Here is a 23,027-nt window from a genome sequence, read left to right on the forward strand (position 1 = left end):
TGTATTAAACAAAAAGAGCCCGGCAGTAAAACTCCCGGGCTCTTTCGTTATAGGTGTATATTAGCGTTTTATCAATTTAAAGCTCTTTTGTTCACTGGCCAACGTCGTATTTACAAAGTATAAACCTGCCGGTAAAGCTGTCTCGGTTTCGATCTTATAAAGCCCACTGCCCTGCACCACAGGTATTTCCTTTTGCAGAACAATACGGCCCATTCCATCCGAAACAGTTACCTGCATTTTGGAGGCTGCATTTGCCTGTACTTCCAGCGAGATCTCTTTCTCAAATGGGTTGGGGAATACAGAAAGATTGGTAGCCACCTCATCAAAAGATACATCCTTCGGCCCGAAATAAGCTGTAGTACCGTCTGTATCGATTTGTTTTAAGCGGTAATAGCGTGTGCCATACTTGCCGTTCTCTGTATCAATAAAAGTATACTCCTGCTTTATATAAGAATTTCCGTTTTTAGTTGCTACATAAGCCAGTTTCCTGAAGTCGGTACCTGTTTCTGAAACCTGTACTTCGAACCCGGCATTGTCTTTCTCCATAGCGGTCGCCCATTTCAGAAGAACGTTTTTCTTCTGCTTGCTTGCCTGCAGGTAAATGATTTCTACGGGGAACGGAAAAGCATTTAGGGTAGAAAGTTCTAGAAATTCTGGGGTATCTGCCATGCACGAACTCCCGCTTGGGGTTACTTCACATTTTACAGCTTTTACATCATTCGGTAACGAATTATAAGTGAGTCGGTTGGTTGTTTCTGATACGGGAATCCACTTTATTCCATCTAATGAAGTATACCATGCAAAAGTTGCCCCTTCGTTAATATTAGATACAGCTGTAAAAATGATAGGATCTCCAGCAACTAAAGCTGGCTTATTTATGTACATGTTGCCCAATTCATCCAACTTTGCATCCGGAGATAATGCTACAACATCTAATGTAGCAAGCGTTTCGCTGCACGCCATTGCTGATCTTCTTGCTAAAACAGAGTATGTTCCTGCTGGTGCATAACCTACAAGTAACGCTTCACCAGTGCCTTGTACTACAGCACTTTCTATACCGGCAGCATTTCTAAAACTGTATACAGCATTTGTTTCGCTATCCTCAATCCAAATAGGCGCGCCTGACAGAGCTGGGCAATAAGGTAAAACATCACCAGCACCAATTACATTTTGAATAGCAGGTTTTTCAAAGACAACTTTTGTAAAAGTAAAAACTGTGCTATTACAGAAATTATTATTGCTATTATAATAATAAGATAACGTTACTTTGACAACTGATCCATTATTAACCGGTATTGCCTTAGAAAAGGATACATTGTCTTTAGTTATTCGCTCAGTACTAATGTTATCACCATCTAAATTCCATGTCAAGTAAACATTGGTAAAGTCTTTTATTTGACCCCAAGGTATTGAACCTCTAAAAATTACTTCAGCTCCACAACCCTGATAACTTGGCGCTTCTCCAGTAATAGAAACCTCTACGCACCCACCACCGCCTTTTTGCGCAAAAGCAGACTCACCGTAAAAGCTGCAGATAACTACGAATAGCAGAAGCAAAGTTTTTCTAAAATAAGCAACATTGATCTGCGAAAACAGGGTAAAAGTTCTTTCCATATAAAGTATGATAGAGGGTATAAAGTATGTTTTGTATAACAAAAAGTTGTGATACTGATATTCTAAGCTAAACCGAAGAAAATAAAGGCAGCAATAAACCATCTTGCCCAAATAGAGCAATAGTTTATGAGGTGATACTGATTTTAACTTGTAATTAACTAAGTAAATCTAGAGTAGTGGCTTTCTTATTAGAAGTGATTCAAATTTGCTTTTTGTTTTATTGATGGCTGTATGAATCAAGCTAAATCCTTATAAGTTATATTTAATAAGTATATTATACTGTAAATATATGTATTAAATAATTACTATGTAAAATTTTTACTATTAAAAATTGATTTAAAGCTAAAATTTTAATTTTAGTAAAATTTGCAACTTATTAAAACTGGCAAAAGAAAGGATAAAGTACTATTGATATGGCAATTTTGCACCATACTTACATATTTTTATTCTATTACATGATTTTCAAAATTATCTGTAGCAGTTTGTAAAGATTAATTTGGAGCAAGTACATTACTTATAATATATTCTGGTGCAGTTTTACTTTATACTTGCAAAAGCTTCTTCAAAAACACATCTTGCCATTACATCTCAAAGTATGGGGTGCTTTTTTAATCAGTTAATCTACATGATGAAATTACGTGCGCTTACCTTAGCTGTTATGCTGTGTTTATGCCACTTTGCAATGGCCCAGAAAACAGACCTTTCGTATTACCTTCCTCAAAATGTAACTTACAACCCGAACATCCCAAAGCCACAGGACCTGCTGGGCTACCAGGTAGGGGAATGGCACGTAAGCCACGATCAGCTGGCTACTTATATGCAGCGCATGGCTGAATTATCAGACAGGATCAGTATAGAAGAGTATGGCCGTACGCACGAGAACCGCCCGCTTTACCTGCTTACCATTACTACACCCGAAAACCACAAAAACATTGCAAGTATAAAAGAGCAGCACCGCCAGTTAACGGCCCCTGCTGCTTCTGATAAGCTAGACATAAAAAACATGCCAGGCGTAGTATGGATGGGTTATAGTGTACACGGAAACGAACCAAGCGGAAGTAATGCCGCTCTTCTGGCCGTTTACCACCTGGCTGCCGCACAAGGCCCGGAAATTGAAAAGCTCCTGCAGGAAACGATCATCCTGGTAGATCCTTCCATTAACCCGGATGGCCTGAACCGTTTCGCGAGTTGGGTTAATACCCACCGAGGCAGCAATTTAGTAACAGACCCGAACAGCGCCGAGTTTAACGAAGTATGGCCACGCGGCCGCACCAACCATTACTGGTTCGACCTGAACCGCGACTGGCTCCCGTTGCAGCACCCGGAATCAAGGGGCAGGCTGGCAAAGTTCCACGAGTGGAAACCGAACGTACTCACCGACCACCACGAAATGGGTACCAACGCTACCTTCTTTTTTCAGCCGGGCATCCCGAGCCGTAACCACCCGCTGACACCAGCCAATAACTTTAAACTGACTCAGAAAATCGGGGGTTACCATGCTAAAGCCCTGGATAAGATCGGGTCGCTTTATTATACAGAAGAAAGTTATGACGATTTTTACTACGGCAAAGGCTCTACGTATCCGGATGTGAACGGTGCTGTAGGTATACTTTTTGAGCAGGCAAGCTCACGCGGACACGCCCAGGAAAGCAGCAACGGCGTTCTTACCTTCCCGTTCACCATACGCAACCAGTTTACGACCACACTTTCTACCTTAGAAGCGGCACAGGCCATGCGCGAAGAACTGCTGGCCCACCAGCGCGATTTTTACAAGCAGGCGATCAAGGAAGCTAAAAGCGCACCGGTAAAAGCTTATGTTTTTGGCTCCGAAAAAGACCACGCCCGTGCTTACCACCTGGCCGAGATCATCCAGCAACATCAGATCGAAATCTACCGTCCGAAAGCTTCTTTCAAGTATGATAATGTAGACTATACACCTGAGAATGCTTACATCGTGCCTACCAACCAGCCGCAGTACAAACTGATCGAGGCCATGTTCGAGAAACGCACTACTTTCCAGGACAGCCTTTTTTATGATATCTCTGCCTGGACGCTCCCACTTGCCTTCGACTTAGAGTATGCCGCATTGCCATCCAGAAGCTTTAAAGACAACCAGCTCGGAGAAAAAGTAACGGCTCCTGAAATGCCCAAAGGCGAACTGACCGGCGGGAACAGCAACTATGCTTATGCTTTCCAGTGGCACGCCTATTATGCACCACGCGTACTGAACACCCTGTTTGAAAAAGGCATAGCAGTAAAAGTGGCTACAGATAAATTCACGACGGAAGATGGTAAAACGTATGATTATGGTACCATTCTAATTCCGGTAGCAGGACAGAACGTTTCGCCGGAGCAGCTGCGCACTATCCTGCAAGAAGCAGCTCAGAACAACAGCCTGCAGATCACGGCACTTGCTACAGGCTTTAACCCGAAAGGTATAAAGCTGGGTAGCCCGATGATGCGCACGCTGGAGCAACCTAAAATGCTGTTGCTGATGGGTGACGGAGTTAACAGCAACGATGCCGGCGAAGCATGGCACCTGCTCGATAACCGCTTCGGCATGAAACCAACACTGGTTACCACCGACCGCTTTAACCGCACAGACCTGAGCAAGTATAACGTGATCATTTTCTCGGATGGATCGTACAATAGTATATCCAGAGATAAACTGAAAGCATGGGTACAGCAGGGCGGCACGGTTATAGGGATGGGCGATGCAGTAAAATGGCTGGCAGATAGCGGCATCAGCAACACTATTTTCAGGAAGACTGAAGAAGTTAAAACGCAGAAACGCCAACCTTATGCCGATATGGAAAACACAGCTGGCGCACAGGGCATTGGCGGTGCTATCTTCGAAACTACCCTGGACCTTACGCACCCATTAGCTTACGGCTATACCGATGCCAGTTTACCAATTTTCAGAAGCAATACGCTGTTTATGGAGCCGTCTAAAAGCCCTTATGCCAACCCGCTTATGTATACTCCCAAACCCCTGATGGCAGGCTACAGCTCTAAACAAAACTTAAAACTGGCTCAGAATTCGGCAGCTATAGAAGTTTCAGCAATAGGTGCTGGCAAAGTAATCTCCATGCCTGATAATCCGAACTTCAGAGCATTCTGGTACGGCACTAACAAGCTATTCCTGAACAGTATCTTCTTCGGGCAAATCATCAGCGGAAGTTCCGCCCGCGCCGACGAAGATGCACACAACTAAAGCTTTTCCATACTTTATACTTTAATAAAAAGCCCGGGCCAAATAGCCCGGGCTTTTTCTGTTTTATACTTTGATCTACAGCACCACTTTTACTTCCCCTAAAAGGTTACAATAAAATCAACATTTCCTGTAAAATACAATACCAACAAAATAATTTATATACTAATAAAGCTTATTTAAGTCCTATATTAATTAATTTTATACAATTACTGCATAACATTAAACTAAAAGCAATATAATCTGTGTTGTGCGATTTAAATTGTAAAATATTAACGATTAGAGCAGTTAGCACAATCTAAATAAACAAATTGTAGTTTCGTTTTTAATTATGTTGTAATATTATGGATTCATTATCACCAAATTTTACAAATTAGTTAAAACAGGATAAATTAATTTTGTCCATATGCTAAAAACAGCAATTTGGTAGTTAAGTACAATTTTAAAACACTGATTCTGCTTCTGAACAAGGCAGGTTAATAATAAAACTAGATTATTCGCAACATACGGGCTTATGAACATACTATTACCGCTGCTTTACAGTCTGCTTCTTATAACTCCTGAAAAAACAACGCTGCCCAAAGCGCAAAAGGCTATCGAAACAACTGCACCAACGCAGATCTGGAATCCAGAATTAGCCAAAATAGTATACCAGCCAACTGGTATAACGCAGCAAATTACGGCAACAGCAGTAGCAACTACCTCTTCCAGCGCTGACTGCAAAGCAAATGCGACCTTAACAGATATTACTTCGGGTTCCCCTTTCATGAACTGTTCTTCGATAGGTTCTACCTTTAGCTTAACCGTTAAAAACAGTTCTACTACAACAGCAACCAATACAGGTTATCGTATTGATTGGGGAGATGGCAGCCCGATAGAAACGTTTGCGAATCATTTTACTACAACAAACCATGTGTATACAACACGAGGTACGTTTAATCTTAAATTTTCTGCTTTCGACGTAAGTGGCTGCGAAACTACTTCGACTTACCAGGTATTCAATATCAGTAACCCAGGTTTTACAGTAGGTAACCCAGGCAGTACTACAGCCTGTCTTACTCCGGAATCTCCCAGCGTCACGTTCAATTTCCCGATATACGATATTGAGGGCAACCCAAACTCTACCATTTATACTTTTACCATTGATGATGGTCGGCCAGCTGTTACGTATACACATACACAACTTATCGCTACACGAGACCCGCTCACGAAAGAGATAAAGATCCCGATTACGTTCACCAAAAGCTCGTGCCAGAATCCTAGTCAGTCTTTCACGCTGGGAAGTTCTGCTGTTTATACGTGTGGCGGAGCTGCCAGAAGAACAGGTGGTACGATTCAGGGCATCATCATCAACAAAAGCACAAACGCAGATTTCACAATTGGCGGTGGCCCGCTTTACTGTGCAGGCGGCGATATTACAATGGGCGATGCTACCCAAAACCCTGAGCTTTGCCCGATCAGCTTTAACTGGTCCATATTAGATGGTGTGCAGGACACAGACTGGAGATTCGTAACTGGCGGCCCTACCTCCTCCCAAGTTAAGATCAAATTTATTAAAGCAGGCAAGTACAGAGTACGACTGAAGACATTTACAGATGGTTGTGGCTCTGACGAAGTAATTAAAGAAGTTACCATTGTAGAAGCTGCAAAAGCAGATTTTATACTTGACCCAACAGAATCCAGTGGTTGTAAAAACCTGCTTGTTACACCGGAAAATACATCTACAGGGTATCAGATAACCTATAACTGGACCTTAAGAAAAGGCAGCGCAAATGCAGTGGCAGGCACTGATTATGTGCTGAAAAACAGTACGAAGCTTACAGACAAGGAGCCTCAGTTCGAGTTCTTAAGAGAAGGTACTTATACCTTAGCTCTACAGGCTAAAAATGGTTGTAGCAGTACTTCTACTTCAAAACCTATACTTGTAAAAGGCTTGCCAAGTGTCACACTTAGCCAGGCAGTAGCATCCAATTGTGGCCCTTTCACTATAGATTATACAGGGCAGCACACTGCTAACTGGAATGCAGGCACTACCAAAAAATATAACTGGACAGTTAATAATGGCGCTACATTTACTGGCGGAACTTCGGCAACTGTAGCTAACCCTAAGATTAGTTTTCCGGCTGAAGGCGAATATACAGTAACCTTAACAATTGAAAATGAATGTGGGGTTTCCAATACAGCCACACAAAAAGTAACTGTAAATGATTTCCCGGCAGCACCGCAGGTAATAGGCCAGACGCTTTGTATCAACGATGTGGCTATGCTATCAGTGGTTTCACCAATTCCCAACTATACTTATCGCTGGTATGGCAGTGCATCAGGAGGAAACCCATTGTATACGGGTACTACTTTCCCTACTCCTCCCCTGCAAGGAAACACTACGTATTATGCAGAGGCAGTAAGCGATAAAGGTTGCGCCAGCCAGACTCGTACGGCAGTGGAAGTAAAAGCACTTTCAGCTGTAACCGGCAACGATATTAAAGCACACCAGACCATTTGCGAAGGCGAAACGCCAGCAGAGATTGAAGGAGGTACCCCATCCGGTGGCGGTGGCGCACCTTATACGTTCCTGTGGGAAATCAGCACCAACGGCACAGACTTTACGGCTGCACCTTTAGATGCAAACGGCAGTAATGACCAGAAAAACTATACCCCGACGGGCAGCTTTACGAAAGACACTTGGTTCCAAAGAAAAGTATTTAACACACCTTGCCAGACTGTGATCAGTAATGCTGTTAAAATAACAGTAGTACCAACGCCGAAACAGCCTGTTGTTACGAATCCAGGCATTTGCTTCGGCCAGAGCACAACACTTACAGTAGAGAATGCAGAAGCCAATGTTACCTATTATTGGTTTGATGCACCAGCAGGCGGTAACCTGATATTTACAGGCGAGGTCTTTAAGACTGATCCGCTAGAAGCAGCTGAAACCTATTACGTAGTAGCTGTCTCTAAAATTAAGGCCAGCTGTTTCCTGGCTACCAGAACAGAAGTAAAAGTAAACGTAACACCACCATTGGTAGGTGGTACTAACCTGACTACTTCTACACAAAGTGTTTGCTACGGAACTGCGCCAGCAGATGCTATTACAGGAAATGCGCCAACCGGTGGAAATGGAAGCTATACGTATAAGTGGTTTGCCAGCACACAGGATGCCTTTACAGGTTTTAATGAAATAATCGGCGCTACAGCTAAAGACTACAAGCCAGGCAACCTGACAAAGAGAACCTGGTATAAGCGCATCGCTTATTCCGGAGATTGCTCTATAGAGTCTGGTGTGGTGGATATAAACGTAGAAGCTTTACCGCTTGCACCAAGTATAACCGGAACAACCACGGTCTGCTACGGCAGCACAACTACCCTGACAGCCATTGCACCGGGCGGTACGTACCGTTGGTATGATAAGGATGATAAGCTTGTTTCTTCGGATAATGTCTTTACAACTACTGCACTTGAAGCTACCACAACTTATACTGTAGAAGCCATCAGCGCAACTGGTTGCACAGGTCCGCGCACCACCGTAACCGTAACCGTTACTCCACCTATCCAAAATAACAAAATTACCGGCGACCAGACCGTATGTAAGGGCAGTTCTGTATCAAGCTTGGGCGGTACTTTACCAAAAGGAGGCGGCGAGGCTAAACCACGCTTCTTATGGGAATACAGAACAGAAAACGGATCTTTTGAAGCTGCGCCTGGCGATAACAGCAAGCAGACTTATTTGCCGACAGGTACTTTCACGGAAGATACCTGGTTCCGCAGAACTGTTTTCTCTGATCCTTGCCAGCAGCATTTCAGCAATGAGATAAAGATCACAGTAATACCTTTGCCACAAGCACCTGTAGTAGCAGATGCCAGCGCTTGTTACGGTACAACAGTAACGCTTACTGTAAATGCGCCGGTAGAAGGTATAAAATATAAATGGTATGAAGATGCAACAGGCAACTCATTGCTGCAAATCGACAATACATACAAGACTCCTATACTGAAAGCTGATGTTACCTATTATGTAGAAGCTGTTTCCGATAACGGATCGGAATGTACCAGCACCAGCCGCACACCGGTAAAAGTTACGGTTACACCAGCCCTTAACGGAGGCGATGTCATCAGTACACCGAAGCCAATTGTTTGTGCCGGCGACACACCAGGTATGATAGATGGCGACGAGCCATCCGGAGGCAACGGAAACTATACTTACCAGTGGTACGCTACAACTAAGACTAATCCGGCTCCGGAAGATTTTGAGAAGATAACAGGCGCTACAAACAAAGCTTATACGCCGGTTTCGCTTACAGAAACAACGCGTTTCAAGCGTGTGGTTTATTCTGAAAGCTGTTCAAAAGAATCGATTGTGATACGCGTGGTGGCAGAACCGCTGCCAGCTGCACCTACCATTACCGGTAACCTGAACATCTGCAGCGGAAGCACCACCTTCCTTTCGGCCACAGCACCTGGCGGCACCTACCGCTGGTACGATGCGACCGGAACCCTAATCAGAACAGCTTCTAACTTCACTACACCGGTACTTGATGCTACTACTACTTACCAGGTAGAAACAGAAAGCGCAACCGGATGTGTTGGGCCTAGAACTACTGTGACGGTTAAAGTAACACCGGTGATCACTAACACGATCACTCCGGAGAAAACAGCCATTTGTGCAGGCGATGATGCCGGTACGATTGGGGGCACTATCTCAGGCGGAACCGGAACGTTTGATCTTATTTACTGGGAGCAAAGTATAAACGGCGAACCTTACAGGCGTATCACGGCAGCTGACGGACAAGCATCTTACAGCCCAGGGAACCTGACGAACACGACTACTTTCAGAAGAACGGTAAAGTCCGATGATTGTGTGAACCGCTCAAATGAGGTAACTATCCTGATCGCTAATTCTATTGCAGGCAACACCATTACAGGTGCTAAAACAGTTTGCGAAGGCAGCAACCCAGGTACACTAAGCGGCAATGGTGAGGATGGCTTTGAATATCAGTGGTTCTCTAAAACAGCCGGCCAGACTGAGTTCACGGAAGTGGAAGGCACTGAGGGACAGAAGAAGGACTTAACGCCAGGCGCTATCACCGAGACAACACTTTTCAGACGCATAATCAAGTCGGGCAACTGCAGCAGCATTTCCAACACCATCCAGGTTACCGTGCAGCCAAAGATTGCAAATAACAGCATTCTTGCTACAGGCCAGGAAATCATCTGCTACAATACGGCACCTGCTATGTTCGAAGGATCAAAAGCGGTGAACGGCACCGGTTATGTATGGCAGTGGGCACAGGCAAGTAACCCGAATGTATGGAGCGCTGCTCCGGGTGTAAATAATACTGAAAGCTATACTTTGAAGCAAAACTTAACACAAGGTTACTTATTCCGCCGCGTGGTATTAGCTGATAAATGTGAGCAGAGCATCAGTAACATCATTACAATTTCGGTAGCGCAGGCTATTGTTAACAGGATCACGACGGCTACAACTACTTACTGTGTAGGCACTGTGCCTGCGCCGTTCAGAAGCAGCCAGCCATTAGTGGCAACCGGCAATATCCGCTGGGAGCGCAGCCTGAATGGTGGCCCTGAGCAAGTGGTGGCCCGTACAGAAGATTATACGCCAACCGAAGCCTTAGGGGCCGGAACATGGACCTTCAGAAGAATAGTGAACAGCGGTTGTGCTGATGTGGTAAGTAATCTGATCACGATACAGATCAACCCGGCCATTACAGGCAACAGCATCAGAAAACCAGACCCGGCCTGCGTGAATGCTACAATTACGCTGGAGCCAAACGATGGCCTTAAAGGTGGTAACAGCACGTATACTTACCAATGGCAGCAAAGCTTTGATGGCGTAACTTTCACGAACATCAACAAAGCAACCAACACATATGCCAACGATCCATACTTGGTTGTTCCGGTAAACAAGCATACCTGGTTCAGAAGAGTGGTCACGTCCGGTGGATGTTCGGATATATCCGCAGCAGTGGAATTACTTCAGCCTATCAAGTATAACCGCATCCTGACAGCTGATCAAGTGCTTTGTAGTAACACAACCGTGGGTGAGATCAGAGGTACAATGCCATCTGACGGCAACGGGAAGTATGAGTATATATGGGAAGCAAGTACACAAGGCCCGAACATCGGCTTTAAAGCAGCAGATGGCAATAATACCGGCCAACATTACACACCAGCCCAGCCATTAAAGGAAACAACCTGGTTCAGACGCATTGTGAAGTCTGCTCCTTGCCAGCAACTGATGAGCGAAAATGTACTAAAGGTAGAGATCAGGCCGGTTCCTCCGGTTCCGGTAGCTGCCGATGTTACGATTTGCCGTGGCTCGATAGCTACACTTACAGCAACTGCAGCGGCTGGCACCACCATACTCTGGTACGAGCAGGCAACAGGCGGAACGCAGGTTGGTGTTGGCCCAAGTGTAAAGACCCGCGCTTTAACTGCTGATAAGATTTACTACGTGGAAGCAAAAGATCAGTTTAACTGTAGCAGTTCGGAGCGCCGCGAGGTAAAAATAACAGTGGTAACGCCGGTGGCAAATGCAGGCGAAGATGTTAATGTGGAGCAGGGCAAGGCGGTTACGCTTTCGGCAAGTGGCGGTGTAAAGTATAGCTGGTCTCCGGCTGCAGGGCTGTCTGATGCTACGCTGGCAAACCCGTTGGCAATGCCAAAGCAGACAACTACTTACACGGTTACGATTACAACGGCTGAAGGCTGTACGGCTACCGATCAGGTGGTAGTAACAGTCCTTCCAAAAGTAGATCCGGCCAATGTGATAACCCTCAATAACGACAATGTGAACGATAAGTTTATCATCAAGAACATCGAGAGCTATCCGAACTGCCGTGTCGAGATCTTTACCCGTTGGGGCGAAAAGGTATTTGAATCTGTTGGCTACAAAGATGCCTGGGATGGCACCAAGAACGGCAAACCATTGCCAATGGCCGCTTACTATTATGTGATCTACCTTAATGATGGGGAAGCACCAATATCCGGAAGTGTAACAATTCTTAAATAACAGCTCAAGAAGAAGATATGAAAAGACTTTTAGTTGGAGCGCTGCTATACATAATTGCCCTGGGAACTGTTACGGCACAGCAGCGGCCGCAGTATACCCAATATGTTCAGAATAATTACCTCACAAACCCTGCAGTTAGTGGTATAGAGCCTTATGCTGACCTGCGCGTAGGTTACAGAACGCAATGGGTTGGCCTGGAAGGTGCACCTACAAGTTTTTACGCTTCGTTGCAGGGGCCAATTGGCAGCGGCGGCCAGTCTCCCAAAGAAACCAAGTCTGCACGCAATGGCTTTTCCAAAAGGAGCAGTTACAAGAAACCTGTACCCCACCACGGGGTTGGGTTTATAGCACAGCAGGACAAAGCCGGCCTGCTTAAGACTACTTCTGTTAACGCGAGTTATGCCTACCATCAGCCACTAACAAAATACATTGCCTTAGCCAGTGGCATCTCAGCGGGCATCACGCAGTTTGGTGTAAATATGCAGGCAGCCGACGCACACGAGGCCGGAGATGATTACCTTGACAAAACGATCCAGAACATGACAAAGACAGACCTGACAGTTGGGTTCTGGTTGTACAGCCCTGATTTTTACATAGGTGTTTCGGGTGCTCAGCTACTGCGCAATAGCAAAGATTTTGACGAGAGAAGCACCTCCAAACAACCGCACCTGCGCCAGCAACCCCATTTTTACGGCACTGCCGGTCTGCGCATCACCATGAACCGTGATTTTGCCTTTATACCTTCAGTAATGGTAAAAGCAACCGAATCAGCCACGCCAGCCATAGATGTGAACGGACGTGTATTGTATGCGCAACGCATCTGGGGTGGTGTATCATATAGACACAATGATGCCATGGCAGCAATGGCAGGCGCTAATATCAGCCACCTGATCGATGTGGGCTACTCCTACGATTTCTCAACTTCAGGATTAAACGCAGTGAACGCCGGTAGCCACGAAGTGGTGATAGGTTTTAAACTGAACAACCGACGCAAAGTGATCTGCCCTACCTGGATGTGGTAGTATAAAATTACGAGTTTAACAGAAGCCAGCCCTGCACTCAGCCGGGCTGGCTTCTTTGTTTCAGGGCTTTATACTTCACCCTAAACCACAACCCAAGAACGTAGTATAAGAACGTATAAACTGCTACATTTGCCCCTTCATTTGCTTTAGAAAATTGTTATAATATGAGCGCGAGAAGTTTTGAATTACTGCTGGAAACCGCTTTTGATGAAGAAACGCCCCAGTTATTTGAAGGCGGGCCATCGGCGGCCTATGCTAACCTGGAGCAGGCCTTTAAAGCTGCCCGCCTGAAAACCGGCGCATCGGCAAACGAGCTGAACTTCCGCTTTGAAATGGTTCGGCTGGGTGCAGCCATTGCTTTTGTGAAAGCATTTACGCGCCTGGCAGATAACGAGAAAACAAAAGAAGTACTTGATGTGCTGTCAGAAGCCGTAAAAGCAAAAAGCACCCAGGAAATCGATAAGATTATTCAGAAAAAGATCGGGAGTTTCGATCACCTGTATCATGAGATTTTCGTGAACGAGCAGCGCGAACATATCCTGGCCTTATTTGAAAATACCCTGGATGCTTCCTCCAAAGAAGAGCTTGATGCCCTGATACAGGAAGGAGCCGAATTGCTACAGGAAGTAGACTGGGATGCAACCGGCTCGAACGACGATGATGACGAGCAGATCGACGAAGACCTCCTGAAAAGCCTTTTGTAGTACGCGCCTCAATTATCCTTTCAATTTATACTTTGAACGGTAACTGGTTGCAGTTACAGCCCCGGTTGCCTTTTTTAATACTTTCCGCTAGTTATGACTGATCCTAAAAAGCTGGCCATAAAAGACTTTGTGTACGACCTTCCGGATGAGCGCATCGCAAAATTTCCGTTAGATGAGCGCGATGCCTCCAAATTTTTGCATTACAAAAAAGGTGTTATTTCAGACCAGGCGTTCACGGATTTGCCTGCCTTGCTTCCAGCGGAAACCTTACTTGTTTTTAATGACACCAAGGTAGTGCAGGCGCGCCTTTTGTTTCAGAAAGAAACCGGTGGTTTGGTTGAAATATTTTGTCTGGAACCCGTGGCACCACACCGCGAAGTACAGCTGGCCATGCAGCAAACACAAAGCTGCACGTGGAAGTGCTTAGTTGGCAATAACAAGCGCTGGAAAGCCGGACCTGTAACGTTATACTTTGAAGGAGGCGTTTTAACAGCCGAACGGGAAGCACAACAGGAAGGCCATTTCCTGATACGTTTTACCTGGAAACCCGCAGACCTTACTTTTGCCGAAGTGCTGGAACGTTGTGGTAAACTCCCGCTTCCTCCGTACTTAAACCGCGAACTAACCGAATCAGATCATACCCGTTACCAAACCATTTATGCCAACCAACAGGGTGCCGTAGCTGCCCCAACCGCCGGCTTGCATTTTACGGAACGGGTAATGGAACAACTCACACAACAAAGTATAGATACAGCTTACCTTACGTTGCATGTGGGTGCCGGCACGTTTAAGCCTGTAAAAGCAGATGTGATGGAGGCCCACGAAATGCACGCTGAGCAGCTATACATCACCAAACCACTTTTGCAGCGCCTGGCTCAGCAACAAGGTCAACCAGTTATACCGGTTGGCACCACCAGCATGCGTTCCCTAGAAAGTATCTACTGGCTGGGGGCTAAGGTGCTCCAAAACCCTGAAATCGCTCCCGCAGAACTTCACGTAACGCAATGGCAGGCTTATGAAAGTATAAACCAACCTGACGCTGCAGAAGCTTTGCAAGCATTGCTGCACTACATGGAAAAACAGGGCACAGATTTCCTGCACGCTTCCACGCAGATCATCATCGCGCCCGGCTATACTTTCAGAATATGCCGGGGGCTGATAACTAACTTCCATCAACCGGAAAGTACCTTACTGCTATTGGTTTCTGCACTGATCGGGGAAAACTGGCGAACCGTTTATAACCATGCGCTGGCCAATAATTACCGCTTCCTGAGTTACGGCGATAGCTCGCTACTGCTGCCTTAATAGTCTGAGTGTATAAAGTATAAAAGCCTGTCTCATTTAGTTGAAACAGGCTTTTATACTTTATAATAACTTTATACTTTGAAATCGCTTATAAACCGTGTTCTGAGATCAGGTATACCAGCGCTGCCATCGATGCGGAACCTAATTGCATTTCGCGGCGGTTTACGGTTTCAAACGTATCGATTTCGGTGTGGTGATAGTCGAAGTAACGCTGCGAATCCGGAATCAGGCCGATCAGCGCAATGTTGTTCTGGCCTTTAAGCGGGCCAATGTCTGCACCGCCACCGCCTGCCAACAGATCGTGCAGGCCATAGGGCGCTAACAGGGGCTTCCAGGAAGTAAACTTGGCTAGCTGCGCTTTGTCACCGTCCATCCCGAAACCGCGTGGAGTAAATCCACCGCTATCAGATTCCAGTGCTGCGACGTGCTTCTCTCCTTTCGCCTTGGCTTCTTCGGCATACTTACGTCCGCCACGCAAACCATTTTCTTCGTTCATGTACATAACCGCACGGATCGTACGCTTCGGTTTTATACCCAATTCTTTAAACAGACGCAACACTTCAATTGACTGCACACAACCGGTGCCATCATCGTGCGCACCTTCGCCTACATCCCACGAATCCAAATGGCCGCCAACTACAATAATCTCATCCGGTTTCTCGCTTCCTTTAATCTCCCCGATCACATTATAAGACAGCACATCCGGGCGGGTTTCGCAGGTCATGCGCATAAAGAACTTCAGGTTCTCATCATCTTTCAGCAGGGCACTTAACTTTTCAGCATCTTTTGTACTGATCGCTGCTGCCGGAATTTTAGCTACACCTTCTTCGTAGCGGGTGTTGCCGGTGTGGGCTACATCCTGCATATCGTTCGTCATGGAACGCACCAACACACCTACGGCACCAAGTTTGGCTGCAGCCACAGGGCCGCCGCCACGCTGGTCTACGGCACCACCGTATGCTGCACCGGTTCGTACATGCGTATTATCAAACGGGCGATTAAAGAAAACGATCTTGCCTTTTACTTTGCGCTTGCCCAGTTTTTCGAGCTCTTCAAAATTCTTTACTTCTATTACTTCAGCGCTCAAACCCTGTGTACCTGTACCCACCGAACTGCCCAGAGCAAGGATATTCACATCCGCAGAACCAATTAGTTTTGAGTTGTTGATACGACCAATTTCTTTGTCACCACGCACCCAATAAGGCACCATTACCTCTTGCGTATACACGCGGTCCAGGCCCATTTTATCCATTACCTGCTTGCTCCACTCCACTGCGGCAGCGGCTTGCGGCGAACCGCTCAGGCGTGCTCCGATGTTTTTGGTGAGGTAACGCAGGTTTTCGTAGCTCTCCTGGCTGGTAAGGGCGTTATCGAACAACTTCTTAATCATAACCGAATCCGAGGAAGCAGAATTTTGCTGCGCGAACGCCGGCAAAGCTGCCACAGAAACAGCCGCAGCAAGTATAAAGCGGCATAATGTTTTCTTAGTTTGCATTTGTGTGAGGGTGATTTGTTTTAAAGTAGTTTGCTTAGTAACCGATAAGTTAAGAATTTTAGAGAAGTATACCGAAGTTAAAACACACATACTGTTAAACCGCCTCTCTAAAGTATAATCTTCTTTAACTTCTCGGATGAAAATCTTTGATCACCTGCTTTAAATAATCCCGGTCCAGGTGCGTGTATATTTCGGTGGTGGTGATGGATTCGTGGCCCAGCATTTCCTGCACGGCACGCAGGTCGGCGCCGCCTTCAATTAAATGCGTGGCAAACGAGTGCCGGAATGTGTGCGGGCTTACCGTTTTCTGGATGCCTGCTTTGGCTGTAAGATCTTTTATAATCGTAAACACCATCACGCGGCTCATTTTAGCGCCCCGCCGGTTCAAAAATAAGATGTCTTCGTTTCCTTTTTTGATGGTGAGGTGGCAGCGTATACTTTCCCGGTAAAGTTTGATATGTTTGAGCGCATCGCGACCGATAGGCACCAGGCGTTCGCGATCTCCTTTCCCGGTCACTTTCAGGAAACCCATGTCTTCGTAGAGGTTGCTCATCTTCAGGTCCAGCATTTCGGATACGCGCAAACCAGAACTATACAGTGTCTCGATCATGGCGCGGTTGCGGGTGCCTTCGGGTGTGGAAAGGTCGATGGCGGCCAGCAATTGCTCTATCTCATGGAAATCCAGTGTATCCGGAAGTTTACGGCTGAGTTTGGGCGCATCAATGGTATCGGTCGGGTCTACGTGCAGCATATCTTCCATGATCATAAATTTGTAGAAAGCCCGGATGCCTGAAAGCGTGCGTGCCTGCGAGTGTGGCGTCATGCCCAGTTCGTTTACCCATTCCAGAAAATCACGAAGTATAACCGGCGTTACCTGCTCCGGCGACAGTTGATGGCCTTTCAGGCTCAGGAAATCGATCAGTTTGCGCACATCGCGTAGATACGCCTCCACCGAATTACCGGCCAACGACTTTTCGAGCCGAAGGTATTGTTCAAATTGCTTTAAAGTTATAGGCCAGTTCATGGGAGTTAGAAAGTTAAAAGTTGGGAAGTTAGAAAGTTAAAGTATGAGTTACAACCACTCCTTTTCTAAAGCAGAGAATCTGCTATCCTTTAGTGAAGTATAAATTTCATAGTTACTGCCTGTTCTTATTTATGAAGAAAAGCCTGAACTATACTTGATAAAGTATAAAACAGTAAGTACAGCTCCCCGCCTTGGCTAAGGAGGGGTTGGGCCCGGTTATACTTCTATCAAAAAAGATAAACTTTCTTTTCGCAAAAATAAAAGCAAAGGTAGTAATCCTTACCTTTACAGTTTTAGTAATTTATCCGGACAATCCCATCGCTGAAACCATGAAAATACTTATCCTGAATGGCCCTAATCTGAACCTGCTTGGCAGAAGGGAAAAGTCGATCTACGGCAGCCGCTCTTTTGAGGATTATTTTGAAGAATTGGAAAAGGATTTTCCGGATATGGAGCTCAGCCATTTTCAGTCGAACACAGAAGGCATTCTGATTGATAAACTGCACGAAGTGGGCTTCAGTTACAAAGGAATTGTGCTGAACGCAGGTGCTTATACCCATACGTCGGTGGCCATGTCGGATGCCATAAAAGCGATTGATACGCCTGTGGTGGAAGTCCATATTTCGAATGTATATGCGCGCGAAGCGTTCCGGCACAAAAGTATGCTGGCTGCTTACTGCACCGGCAGTATTTCCGGTTTTGGCCTGGATAGTTACCGCCTTGCCTTAGAATATTTTATGCGTTTCAAGCCAAAACAAATTGGGTTCGGAACACAAAAAGCGTAACAAGTAGCGTTGATGCTACGTGTGATGTAAGATACTAAATAGCTATAAAACTATATTTTAAGCAGATTTGCTTTATGCTCAATTTCTACCCCGGTCCGTCTAAACTATATCCAGAGGTGCGTACGTACCTCTCTGATGCTTACGATGAAGGTATACTTAGTACGCCGCACCGGGGCGAGCAGTTTGTGCAGCTTTCCAGAACGGTAGTAGGTTTACTTAAACGCAAGCTCAACATTCCGCAGGATTACCACATTTTCTTTGCTTCTTCGGCTACCGAGTGCTGGGAGATCCTGATCCAAAGCCTCACTAAAACCAAAAGCTATCATATTTACAACGGCGCTTTCGGCGAAAAATGGTTTAACTACGCCAAAAAGCTACGCCCCGAGTCGGAAGGCTACCAGTTTGATGTAAACGAAAGTATGCCCCTGGACCAGTTCGACATAAGCGACGATACAGACCTGATCTGCTTTACCCAGAACGAGACATCGAATGGCACGCAGGTTTCGCCAACCACCATTCTTAACCTGCACAACCGCTACCGCGATACCTTAATTGCTGTAGACGCGACTTCCTCTATGGCGGGCCTGAATTTAAAACTGATAAAAGCGGATATCTGGTTTGCTTCGGTGCAGAAGAACTTCGGTTTGCCGGCTGGCCTTGCCGTGCTGGTTTGTTCGCCACGCGCTATTTTCAGGGCAAAGCAGCTGGCCGAGCGCGACCACTACAACAGCCTGGTGCCGATGTACGAAAAAATGCTGAACTACCAGACCATGAATACACCCAATGTGCTTAACATTTACCTGTTACGCCGGATGCTGGAAGAGCGGCCGTTCATCAAAACCATCGAAAGCGAGCTAACCGACCGCGCCCAGGACCTGTATACTTTCTTTGAGCAGTTCCCGGAAATGAAACTGCTGGTCGAAAACGAAGAAGTGCGCTCTAAAACGGTTATTGCCCTGCAGGCCAGCGAACGGTTGGTAGATGATATCAAGAAAAGGGCACTACAGTACAACATCAGGCTGGGGAACGGCTATGGCACATGGGCGCGCAACACGTTCCGGATCGCGAACTTCCCGGCTATACTGGATGAAGAGTACGAAGAACTGAAGCGCTTTTTCCTGCATTATTACGTCTGATTGCAGGAAGCTTAATTTAAAGAAGCATCTATTTTTGTTCTCAAGCACTTTGCTATACTAAAGCAACTTTTGCAGCGGCTTATACTTTATAACCGGGTTATAGAAGTATAATTCCGGAAACGGGTTTTTTGCTATCGCCAGGAAGCACGTTGGAAACAACCATCTTACACAGCCACCAGTTATACTTTTAACTTCCTAACCCTTTAACTTTATACCTTTCTAACTCTATAACATGGCAATGTTTAATTTTAAAGAGATCGCATCTGTTACCCTTATTCTCTTTGCCGTAATTGATATTATTGGCTCTATTCCGATCATCATCGACCTTCGTAAACGGGAAGGGAAAATTGAATCTGAGAAAGCCACCATCGTTTCGGGTATTCTGATGATCGCGTTCCTGTTTCTGGGACAATCTATACTAAAGCTGTTCGGGCTCGATTTCGAGTCGTTTGCCATGGCCGGTGCGATTATTATTTTCCTGATCGGTCTGGAAATGATTCTGGGCAAAGATTTCTTTCATACCGACCCGGACGTGAAAAGTGGCTCCATTGTGCCGCTTGCTTTCCCGCTTATTGTGGGCGCCGGCACCATGACGACCTTGTTATCGTTACGCGCTGCCTATTCGCTGCCAAATGTGCTGGTAGGTATTGTACTTAACCTGATGTTTGTTTACCTGGTACTGAAAGCATCGAGCTGGCTGGAGCAGAAACTGGGCAAAGCAGGTGCCAACATACTTCGTAAAGTGTTTGGTATTATCCTGTTGGCTATCGCCATCAAGCTTTTCAAAACAAACTTATAAATCTGAAGATAGGGAATCTGCAGCTTACTGATTTCCACAAACGATAGTTACCATTCTCAAATTTTTTCATTTACAAATCTCCAAATTATCTTGATCGAATTATTTACAGACGGCGCTTCACGTGGAAACCCGGGGCCTGGCGGTTACGGCGCCATACTTCGCTGGAACCAGCATGTAAAAGAGCTGTCGGCGGGGTTCCGTAAAACAACCAACAACCGTATGGAGCTGCTGGCTGTAATTGTGGGCCTGGAAGCGATTACCAAACCTGGTATTCCGGTTACGGTTTTTTCGGATTCGAAGTATGTGGTGGATGCCGTGGAAAAGCGCTGGGTTTTTGGCTGGCAGAAAAAAGGATTTGCAGGCAAAGCAAATGGCGACCTCTGGGCACGCTTCCTGAAAGTATACGCCACACACAATGTTAAATTTGTCTGGATACGCGGGCACGCCGGCCACCCCGAAAACGAACGTTGCGACGAACTGGCTGTAGCAGCCGCCTTGCAATCTAACCTCCCGCCCGACGAAGGGTTCGAATCCGGAAAGTATAACTCAAAATAATTACGAATTACGAGTTACGAATTAATATAAATTTATACTTTGCGTGGCTGGTGCGAGCTTGCAGCTCGTACTTTTTATACTTTAAATCATGAAGTTTACTTTAGAAACCAACTGGAAAGCATAAACCCTTAATAACGAAATATTTATACTTTCGCACCATTCGTAATTCTTAATTTGTAATTCGTAATTAAAAAAGGTGGCTAATTCATACTTTCAGTTTAAGGAGTTCAGGGTAGAACAGGATAAGTGCGCCATGAAAGTTTGTACCGATTCGTGTGTTTTTGGCGCTTACGTGGAGGTAGCTTCGGCCAAGAATATTCTGGATATTGGTACGGGAACGGGGTTCCTTTCTTTGATGGTGGCGCAGCGCAGCCATGCAGGTATAACTGCCGTAGAAATTAACCCGGAGGCGCAGCAGCAGGCAGCAGAGAATTTTGCAGCAAGCAGTTGGGCAAATCGGCTACAGTTGCACCCGGTAAGCCTGCAGGAATTTGCAAAGTATGATCAGCAAACGTATGATGTTATACTTGCCAATCCACCGTTCTTCCTGAGTTCGCTTAAGTCTGATAACGCCGCCAAGAATACCGCCAAACATACTGGCGACCTGTTTTTTGAAGATATCCTGGCTTTCGCGCAGCAACACCTTACCCCAACCGGAAAGTTATACTTGCTTTTACCTCCTGCAGAAGCCACTCATTTTGCAGCACTTGCTACCAGCCATACTTTATACTTAGCCGACACCCTGGAAGTATACACCCGCATCGGTGGCAAATGCATCCGCCATATTCAAACCTATACTTTTACAGAAGTACCGCCAAAACTGAAGCAGCTGTATATCCGGGAAGCTGACAGTGTCACTTATACTTCTGAGTTCACGGCGCTACTCAAGGATTACTACCTGCATCTATAAAAAAAGCCTCTCCTGCGTTAAACAGAAGAGGCTTTTCAAAGTATAAATGTTGGTTTACTTTTCTTTTTCCACAAACTCGATTCCGAATTGCTTTAGTTCTTCCAGCACCGGTTCGTAAATTTCCGGATAGATCGGGATGACCACGCCGCGGTGTGTTATGTTGCCTTGCAGCAAACGCTTGGCAAGTATACCCACTGGCAAGCCTACCGTTTTCGCCATGGCGGTGTGCACTTCATCATCGCCTAAATACACCAGCGTAGAAGTTATTTCGTGTTGTTTGCCTGCAAGTTCATAGCCAAAAAGGTGCTGCATCACGATCATGTCTTTATCGCCGGGGGCAAGCGTCCATTTTTCTTTTAAAATCTTTTCCAGAATCTGGGCAGGCGTTGCACCGGCAAGATTAACTGGCGTTTCTTCAAAAAAGCCCAGCCATGCAATTTTTTCCACAGCTTCATCGTCTGGTGCAAGGCCGGTATACTTGCTCAGGCGCTCCGACATGGGCTGCCCGGCATAAGTGGCAGGTGGCATAAACGCTTCGAGGTAAGTACGGTACGTCATCTGCTCCGACCCTTCCAGTACGTAGGTATCATCGGTTAAACCAAGCTGCACAAACACATTCCAGGCTTTGCAGTAACCTCGCCGGCGCAACGTACCACGCAGCATGGTAGGGATGTCGTGCAGGCCGTACGGCTCACGGTAACTCAGCGAATCGCGGTTGGCATAGCCGTCAAAATGACCCAAGCCATCTACATACAACTCATCGGTTCGCTCAAAAACCTTGTGGTAAGGGATGTATTTATACTCTCCGTTTTTGATATACTTGGCTGTGCCCTGCCCGGCTAAGACTACATTGCGCGGGTTCCAGGTAAATTTATAGTTCCAGGGGTTATTATCTGATTCGGGTGCGACCAGGCCGCCGGCGTATGATTTAAAAGAAAGAAGCTTGCCGCCTTTCTCTTTGATTTTCTGAATAACGTGCAATGCAGACATGTGATCGATGCCCGGATCGAGACCGGATTCCATCATAAACGTCAGGTTTTTGCTTTGGGCTTCCTTGTGCAGATCCAGGAAAGCGGGTGTTACATAACTGGCCGTAATCAGGTGTTTTTCCTGAACCAAACATTCGTGCGCTACTTCAATGTGGAAACTGGCCGGCAACAGCGAAATCACCAGATCGGCTTTTGCAATTTCTGAAGCACGTTGCGCAGCGTTATGGACATCAAAAACCAGCGTATCCGCGAAAACTAATGCGCTGGTAAGTGGTTGTAAATGTTCCACAGAAATATCGCCAATGGTAACATGCCAGTTTTCGGCAGGAGCGTTATCGAGCAGGTATTTTATGAGGGAAGAAGCCGAACGGCCGGCTCCCAGTAACAGTATTTTTTTCATAGTTGGTAGCAAGATGGAGCCTTAAATTAGGCATAACAGTTAGCAAGGCAA

Annotated in this window: 14 protein-coding genes; 10 read left to right on the forward strand and 4 right to left on the reverse strand. The window is 46.0% G+C overall.

Annotated features, from left to right (window positions below):
• Positions 1 to 60: 60 nt before the first annotated feature.
• A complete protein-coding gene (locus DP923_RS00225) occupies positions 61 to 1,614 on the reverse strand; it encodes a T9SS type A sorting domain-containing protein (protein WP_165838120.1) in 1,554 nt (517 codons plus the stop codon).
• Between the two features lie 625 nt (positions 1,615 to 2,239).
• Here DP923_RS00225 and DP923_RS00230 point away from each other — a divergent pair.
• The 5 genes from DP923_RS00230 (at position 2,240) to DP923_RS00250 (ending at position 14,883) form a co-directional block, all read left to right on the forward strand.
• Entirely contained in the window at positions 2,240 to 4,828 is a 2,589-nt protein-coding gene (locus tag DP923_RS00230) for a M14 metallopeptidase family protein (RefSeq protein WP_112304737.1), read from the forward strand.
• Positions 4,829 to 5,339: 511 nt separating this feature from the next.
• Positions 5,340 to 11,852 (forward strand): Ig-like domain-containing protein, encoded by a 6,513-nt coding sequence (locus DP923_RS00235; RefSeq protein ID WP_112303564.1) that lies wholly within the window; start codon positions 5,340 to 5,342, stop codon positions 11,850 to 11,852.
• Between the two features lie 17 nt (positions 11,853 to 11,869).
• Positions 11,870 to 12,874, forward strand: coding sequence for a PorP/SprF family type IX secretion system membrane protein (locus DP923_RS00240; protein ID WP_112303565.1), 1,005 nt, complete (start codon positions 11,870 to 11,872; stop codon positions 12,872 to 12,874).
• A 164-nt stretch (positions 12,875 to 13,038) separates the two neighbouring features.
• Complete coding sequence (locus tag DP923_RS00245) at positions 13,039 to 13,578, forward strand: hypothetical protein (protein ID WP_112303567.1); 540 nt, start codon at positions 13,039 to 13,041, stop codon at positions 13,576 to 13,578.
• A 93-nt stretch (positions 13,579 to 13,671) separates the two neighbouring features.
• Positions 13,672 to 14,883 (forward strand): S-adenosylmethionine:tRNA ribosyltransferase-isomerase, encoded by a 1,212-nt coding sequence (locus tag DP923_RS00250; RefSeq protein ID WP_112303568.1) that lies wholly within the window; start codon positions 13,672 to 13,674, stop codon positions 14,881 to 14,883.
• An 88-nt stretch (positions 14,884 to 14,971) separates the two neighbouring features.
• Here the strand turns inward: DP923_RS00250 and DP923_RS00255 are convergent, their stop codons facing one another.
• Both DP923_RS00255 and xerD read right to left on the reverse strand, forming a co-directional pair.
• Positions 14,972 to 16,378, reverse strand: coding sequence for a M20/M25/M40 family metallo-hydrolase (locus DP923_RS00255; RefSeq protein ID WP_112303570.1), 1,407 nt, complete (start codon positions 16,376 to 16,378; stop codon positions 14,972 to 14,974).
• Between the two features lie 124 nt (positions 16,379 to 16,502).
• The gene (xerD, locus tag DP923_RS00260; RefSeq protein WP_112303572.1) at positions 16,503 to 17,402 is read right to left on the reverse strand and encodes a site-specific tyrosine recombinase XerD; all 900 of its coding nucleotides are present in this window, start codon (positions 17,400 to 17,402) and stop codon (positions 16,503 to 16,505) included.
• Positions 17,403 to 17,731: 329 nt separating this feature from the next.
• On the opposite strand from xerD, the gene aroQ reads away from it, so the two are divergent.
• The 5 genes from aroQ (at position 17,732) to DP923_RS00285 (ending at position 21,587) form a co-directional block, all read left to right on the forward strand.
• Positions 17,732 to 18,187, forward strand: coding sequence for a type II 3-dehydroquinate dehydratase (gene aroQ / locus DP923_RS00265; RefSeq protein ID WP_112304738.1), 456 nt, complete (start codon positions 17,732 to 17,734; stop codon positions 18,185 to 18,187).
• A 74-nt stretch (positions 18,188 to 18,261) separates the two neighbouring features.
• Positions 18,262 to 19,323 carry an aminotransferase class V-fold PLP-dependent enzyme gene (locus DP923_RS00270; RefSeq protein ID WP_112303573.1) on the forward strand — a complete coding sequence of 354 codons (1,062 nt, stop codon included), beginning with the start codon at positions 18,262 to 18,264 and terminating at the stop codon, positions 19,321 to 19,323.
• Positions 19,324 to 19,561: 238 nt separating this feature from the next.
• Positions 19,562 to 20,122, forward strand: a complete 561-nt coding sequence (locus DP923_RS00275; protein WP_112304739.1) for a MarC family protein — start codon at positions 19,562 to 19,564, stop codon at positions 20,120 to 20,122.
• A gap of 90 nt (positions 20,123 to 20,212) precedes the next feature.
• Complete coding sequence (rnhA, locus tag DP923_RS00280) at positions 20,213 to 20,677, forward strand: ribonuclease HI (RefSeq protein ID WP_112303575.1); 465 nt, start codon at positions 20,213 to 20,215, stop codon at positions 20,675 to 20,677.
• A gap of 196 nt (positions 20,678 to 20,873) precedes the next feature.
• Complete coding sequence (locus tag DP923_RS00285) at positions 20,874 to 21,587, forward strand: tRNA1(Val) (adenine(37)-N6)-methyltransferase (RefSeq protein ID WP_112303576.1); 714 nt, start codon at positions 20,874 to 20,876, stop codon at positions 21,585 to 21,587.
• A gap of 54 nt (positions 21,588 to 21,641) precedes the next feature.
• On the opposite strand, the gene DP923_RS00290 is transcribed toward DP923_RS00285, so the two are convergent.
• Entirely contained in the window at positions 21,642 to 22,976 is a 1,335-nt protein-coding gene (locus DP923_RS00290) for a saccharopine dehydrogenase family protein (RefSeq protein ID WP_112303577.1), read from the reverse strand.
• Between the last annotated feature and the right edge of the window lie 51 nt (positions 22,977 to 23,027).

It is taken from the genome of Pontibacter arcticus, from assembly GCF_003284895.1.
GTDB classification, from domain to species: Bacteria; Bacteroidota; Bacteroidia; order Cytophagales; family Hymenobacteraceae; genus Pontibacter; species Pontibacter arcticus.

Excerpts from the sequence above, each read along its gene's own strand:
- DP923_RS00225 (WP_165838120.1), bottom strand. The coding sequence starts at position 1,614 with ATGGAAAGAACTTTTACCCTGTTTTCGCAGATCAATGTTGCTTATTTT.
- DP923_RS00230 (WP_112304737.1), top strand. The coding sequence starts at position 2,240 with ATGATGAAATTACGTGCGCTTACCTTAGCTGTTATGCTGTGTTTATGC.
- DP923_RS00235 (WP_112303564.1), top strand. The coding sequence starts at position 5,340 with ATGAACATACTATTACCGCTGCTTTACAGTCTGCTTCTTATAACTCCT.
- DP923_RS00240 (WP_112303565.1), top strand. The coding sequence starts at position 11,870 with ATGAAAAGACTTTTAGTTGGAGCGCTGCTATACATAATTGCCCTGGGA.
- DP923_RS00245 (WP_112303567.1), top strand. The coding sequence starts at position 13,039 with ATGAGCGCGAGAAGTTTTGAATTACTGCTGGAAACCGCTTTTGATGAA.
- DP923_RS00250 (WP_112303568.1), top strand. The coding sequence starts at position 13,672 with ATGACTGATCCTAAAAAGCTGGCCATAAAAGACTTTGTGTACGACCTT.
- DP923_RS00255 (WP_112303570.1), bottom strand. The coding sequence starts at position 16,378 with ATGCAAACTAAGAAAACATTATGCCGCTTTATACTTGCTGCGGCTGTT.
- xerD (WP_112303572.1), bottom strand. The coding sequence starts at position 17,402 with ATGAACTGGCCTATAACTTTAAAGCAATTTGAACAATACCTTCGGCTC.
- aroQ (WP_112304738.1), top strand. The coding sequence starts at position 17,732 with ATGAAAATACTTATCCTGAATGGCCCTAATCTGAACCTGCTTGGCAGA.
- DP923_RS00270 (WP_112303573.1), top strand. The coding sequence starts at position 18,262 with ATGCTCAATTTCTACCCCGGTCCGTCTAAACTATATCCAGAGGTGCGT.
- DP923_RS00275 (WP_112304739.1), top strand. The coding sequence starts at position 19,562 with ATGTTTAATTTTAAAGAGATCGCATCTGTTACCCTTATTCTCTTTGCC.
- DP923_RS00290 (WP_112303577.1), bottom strand. The coding sequence starts at position 22,976 with ATGAAAAAAATACTGTTACTGGGAGCCGGCCGTTCGGCTTCTTCCCTC.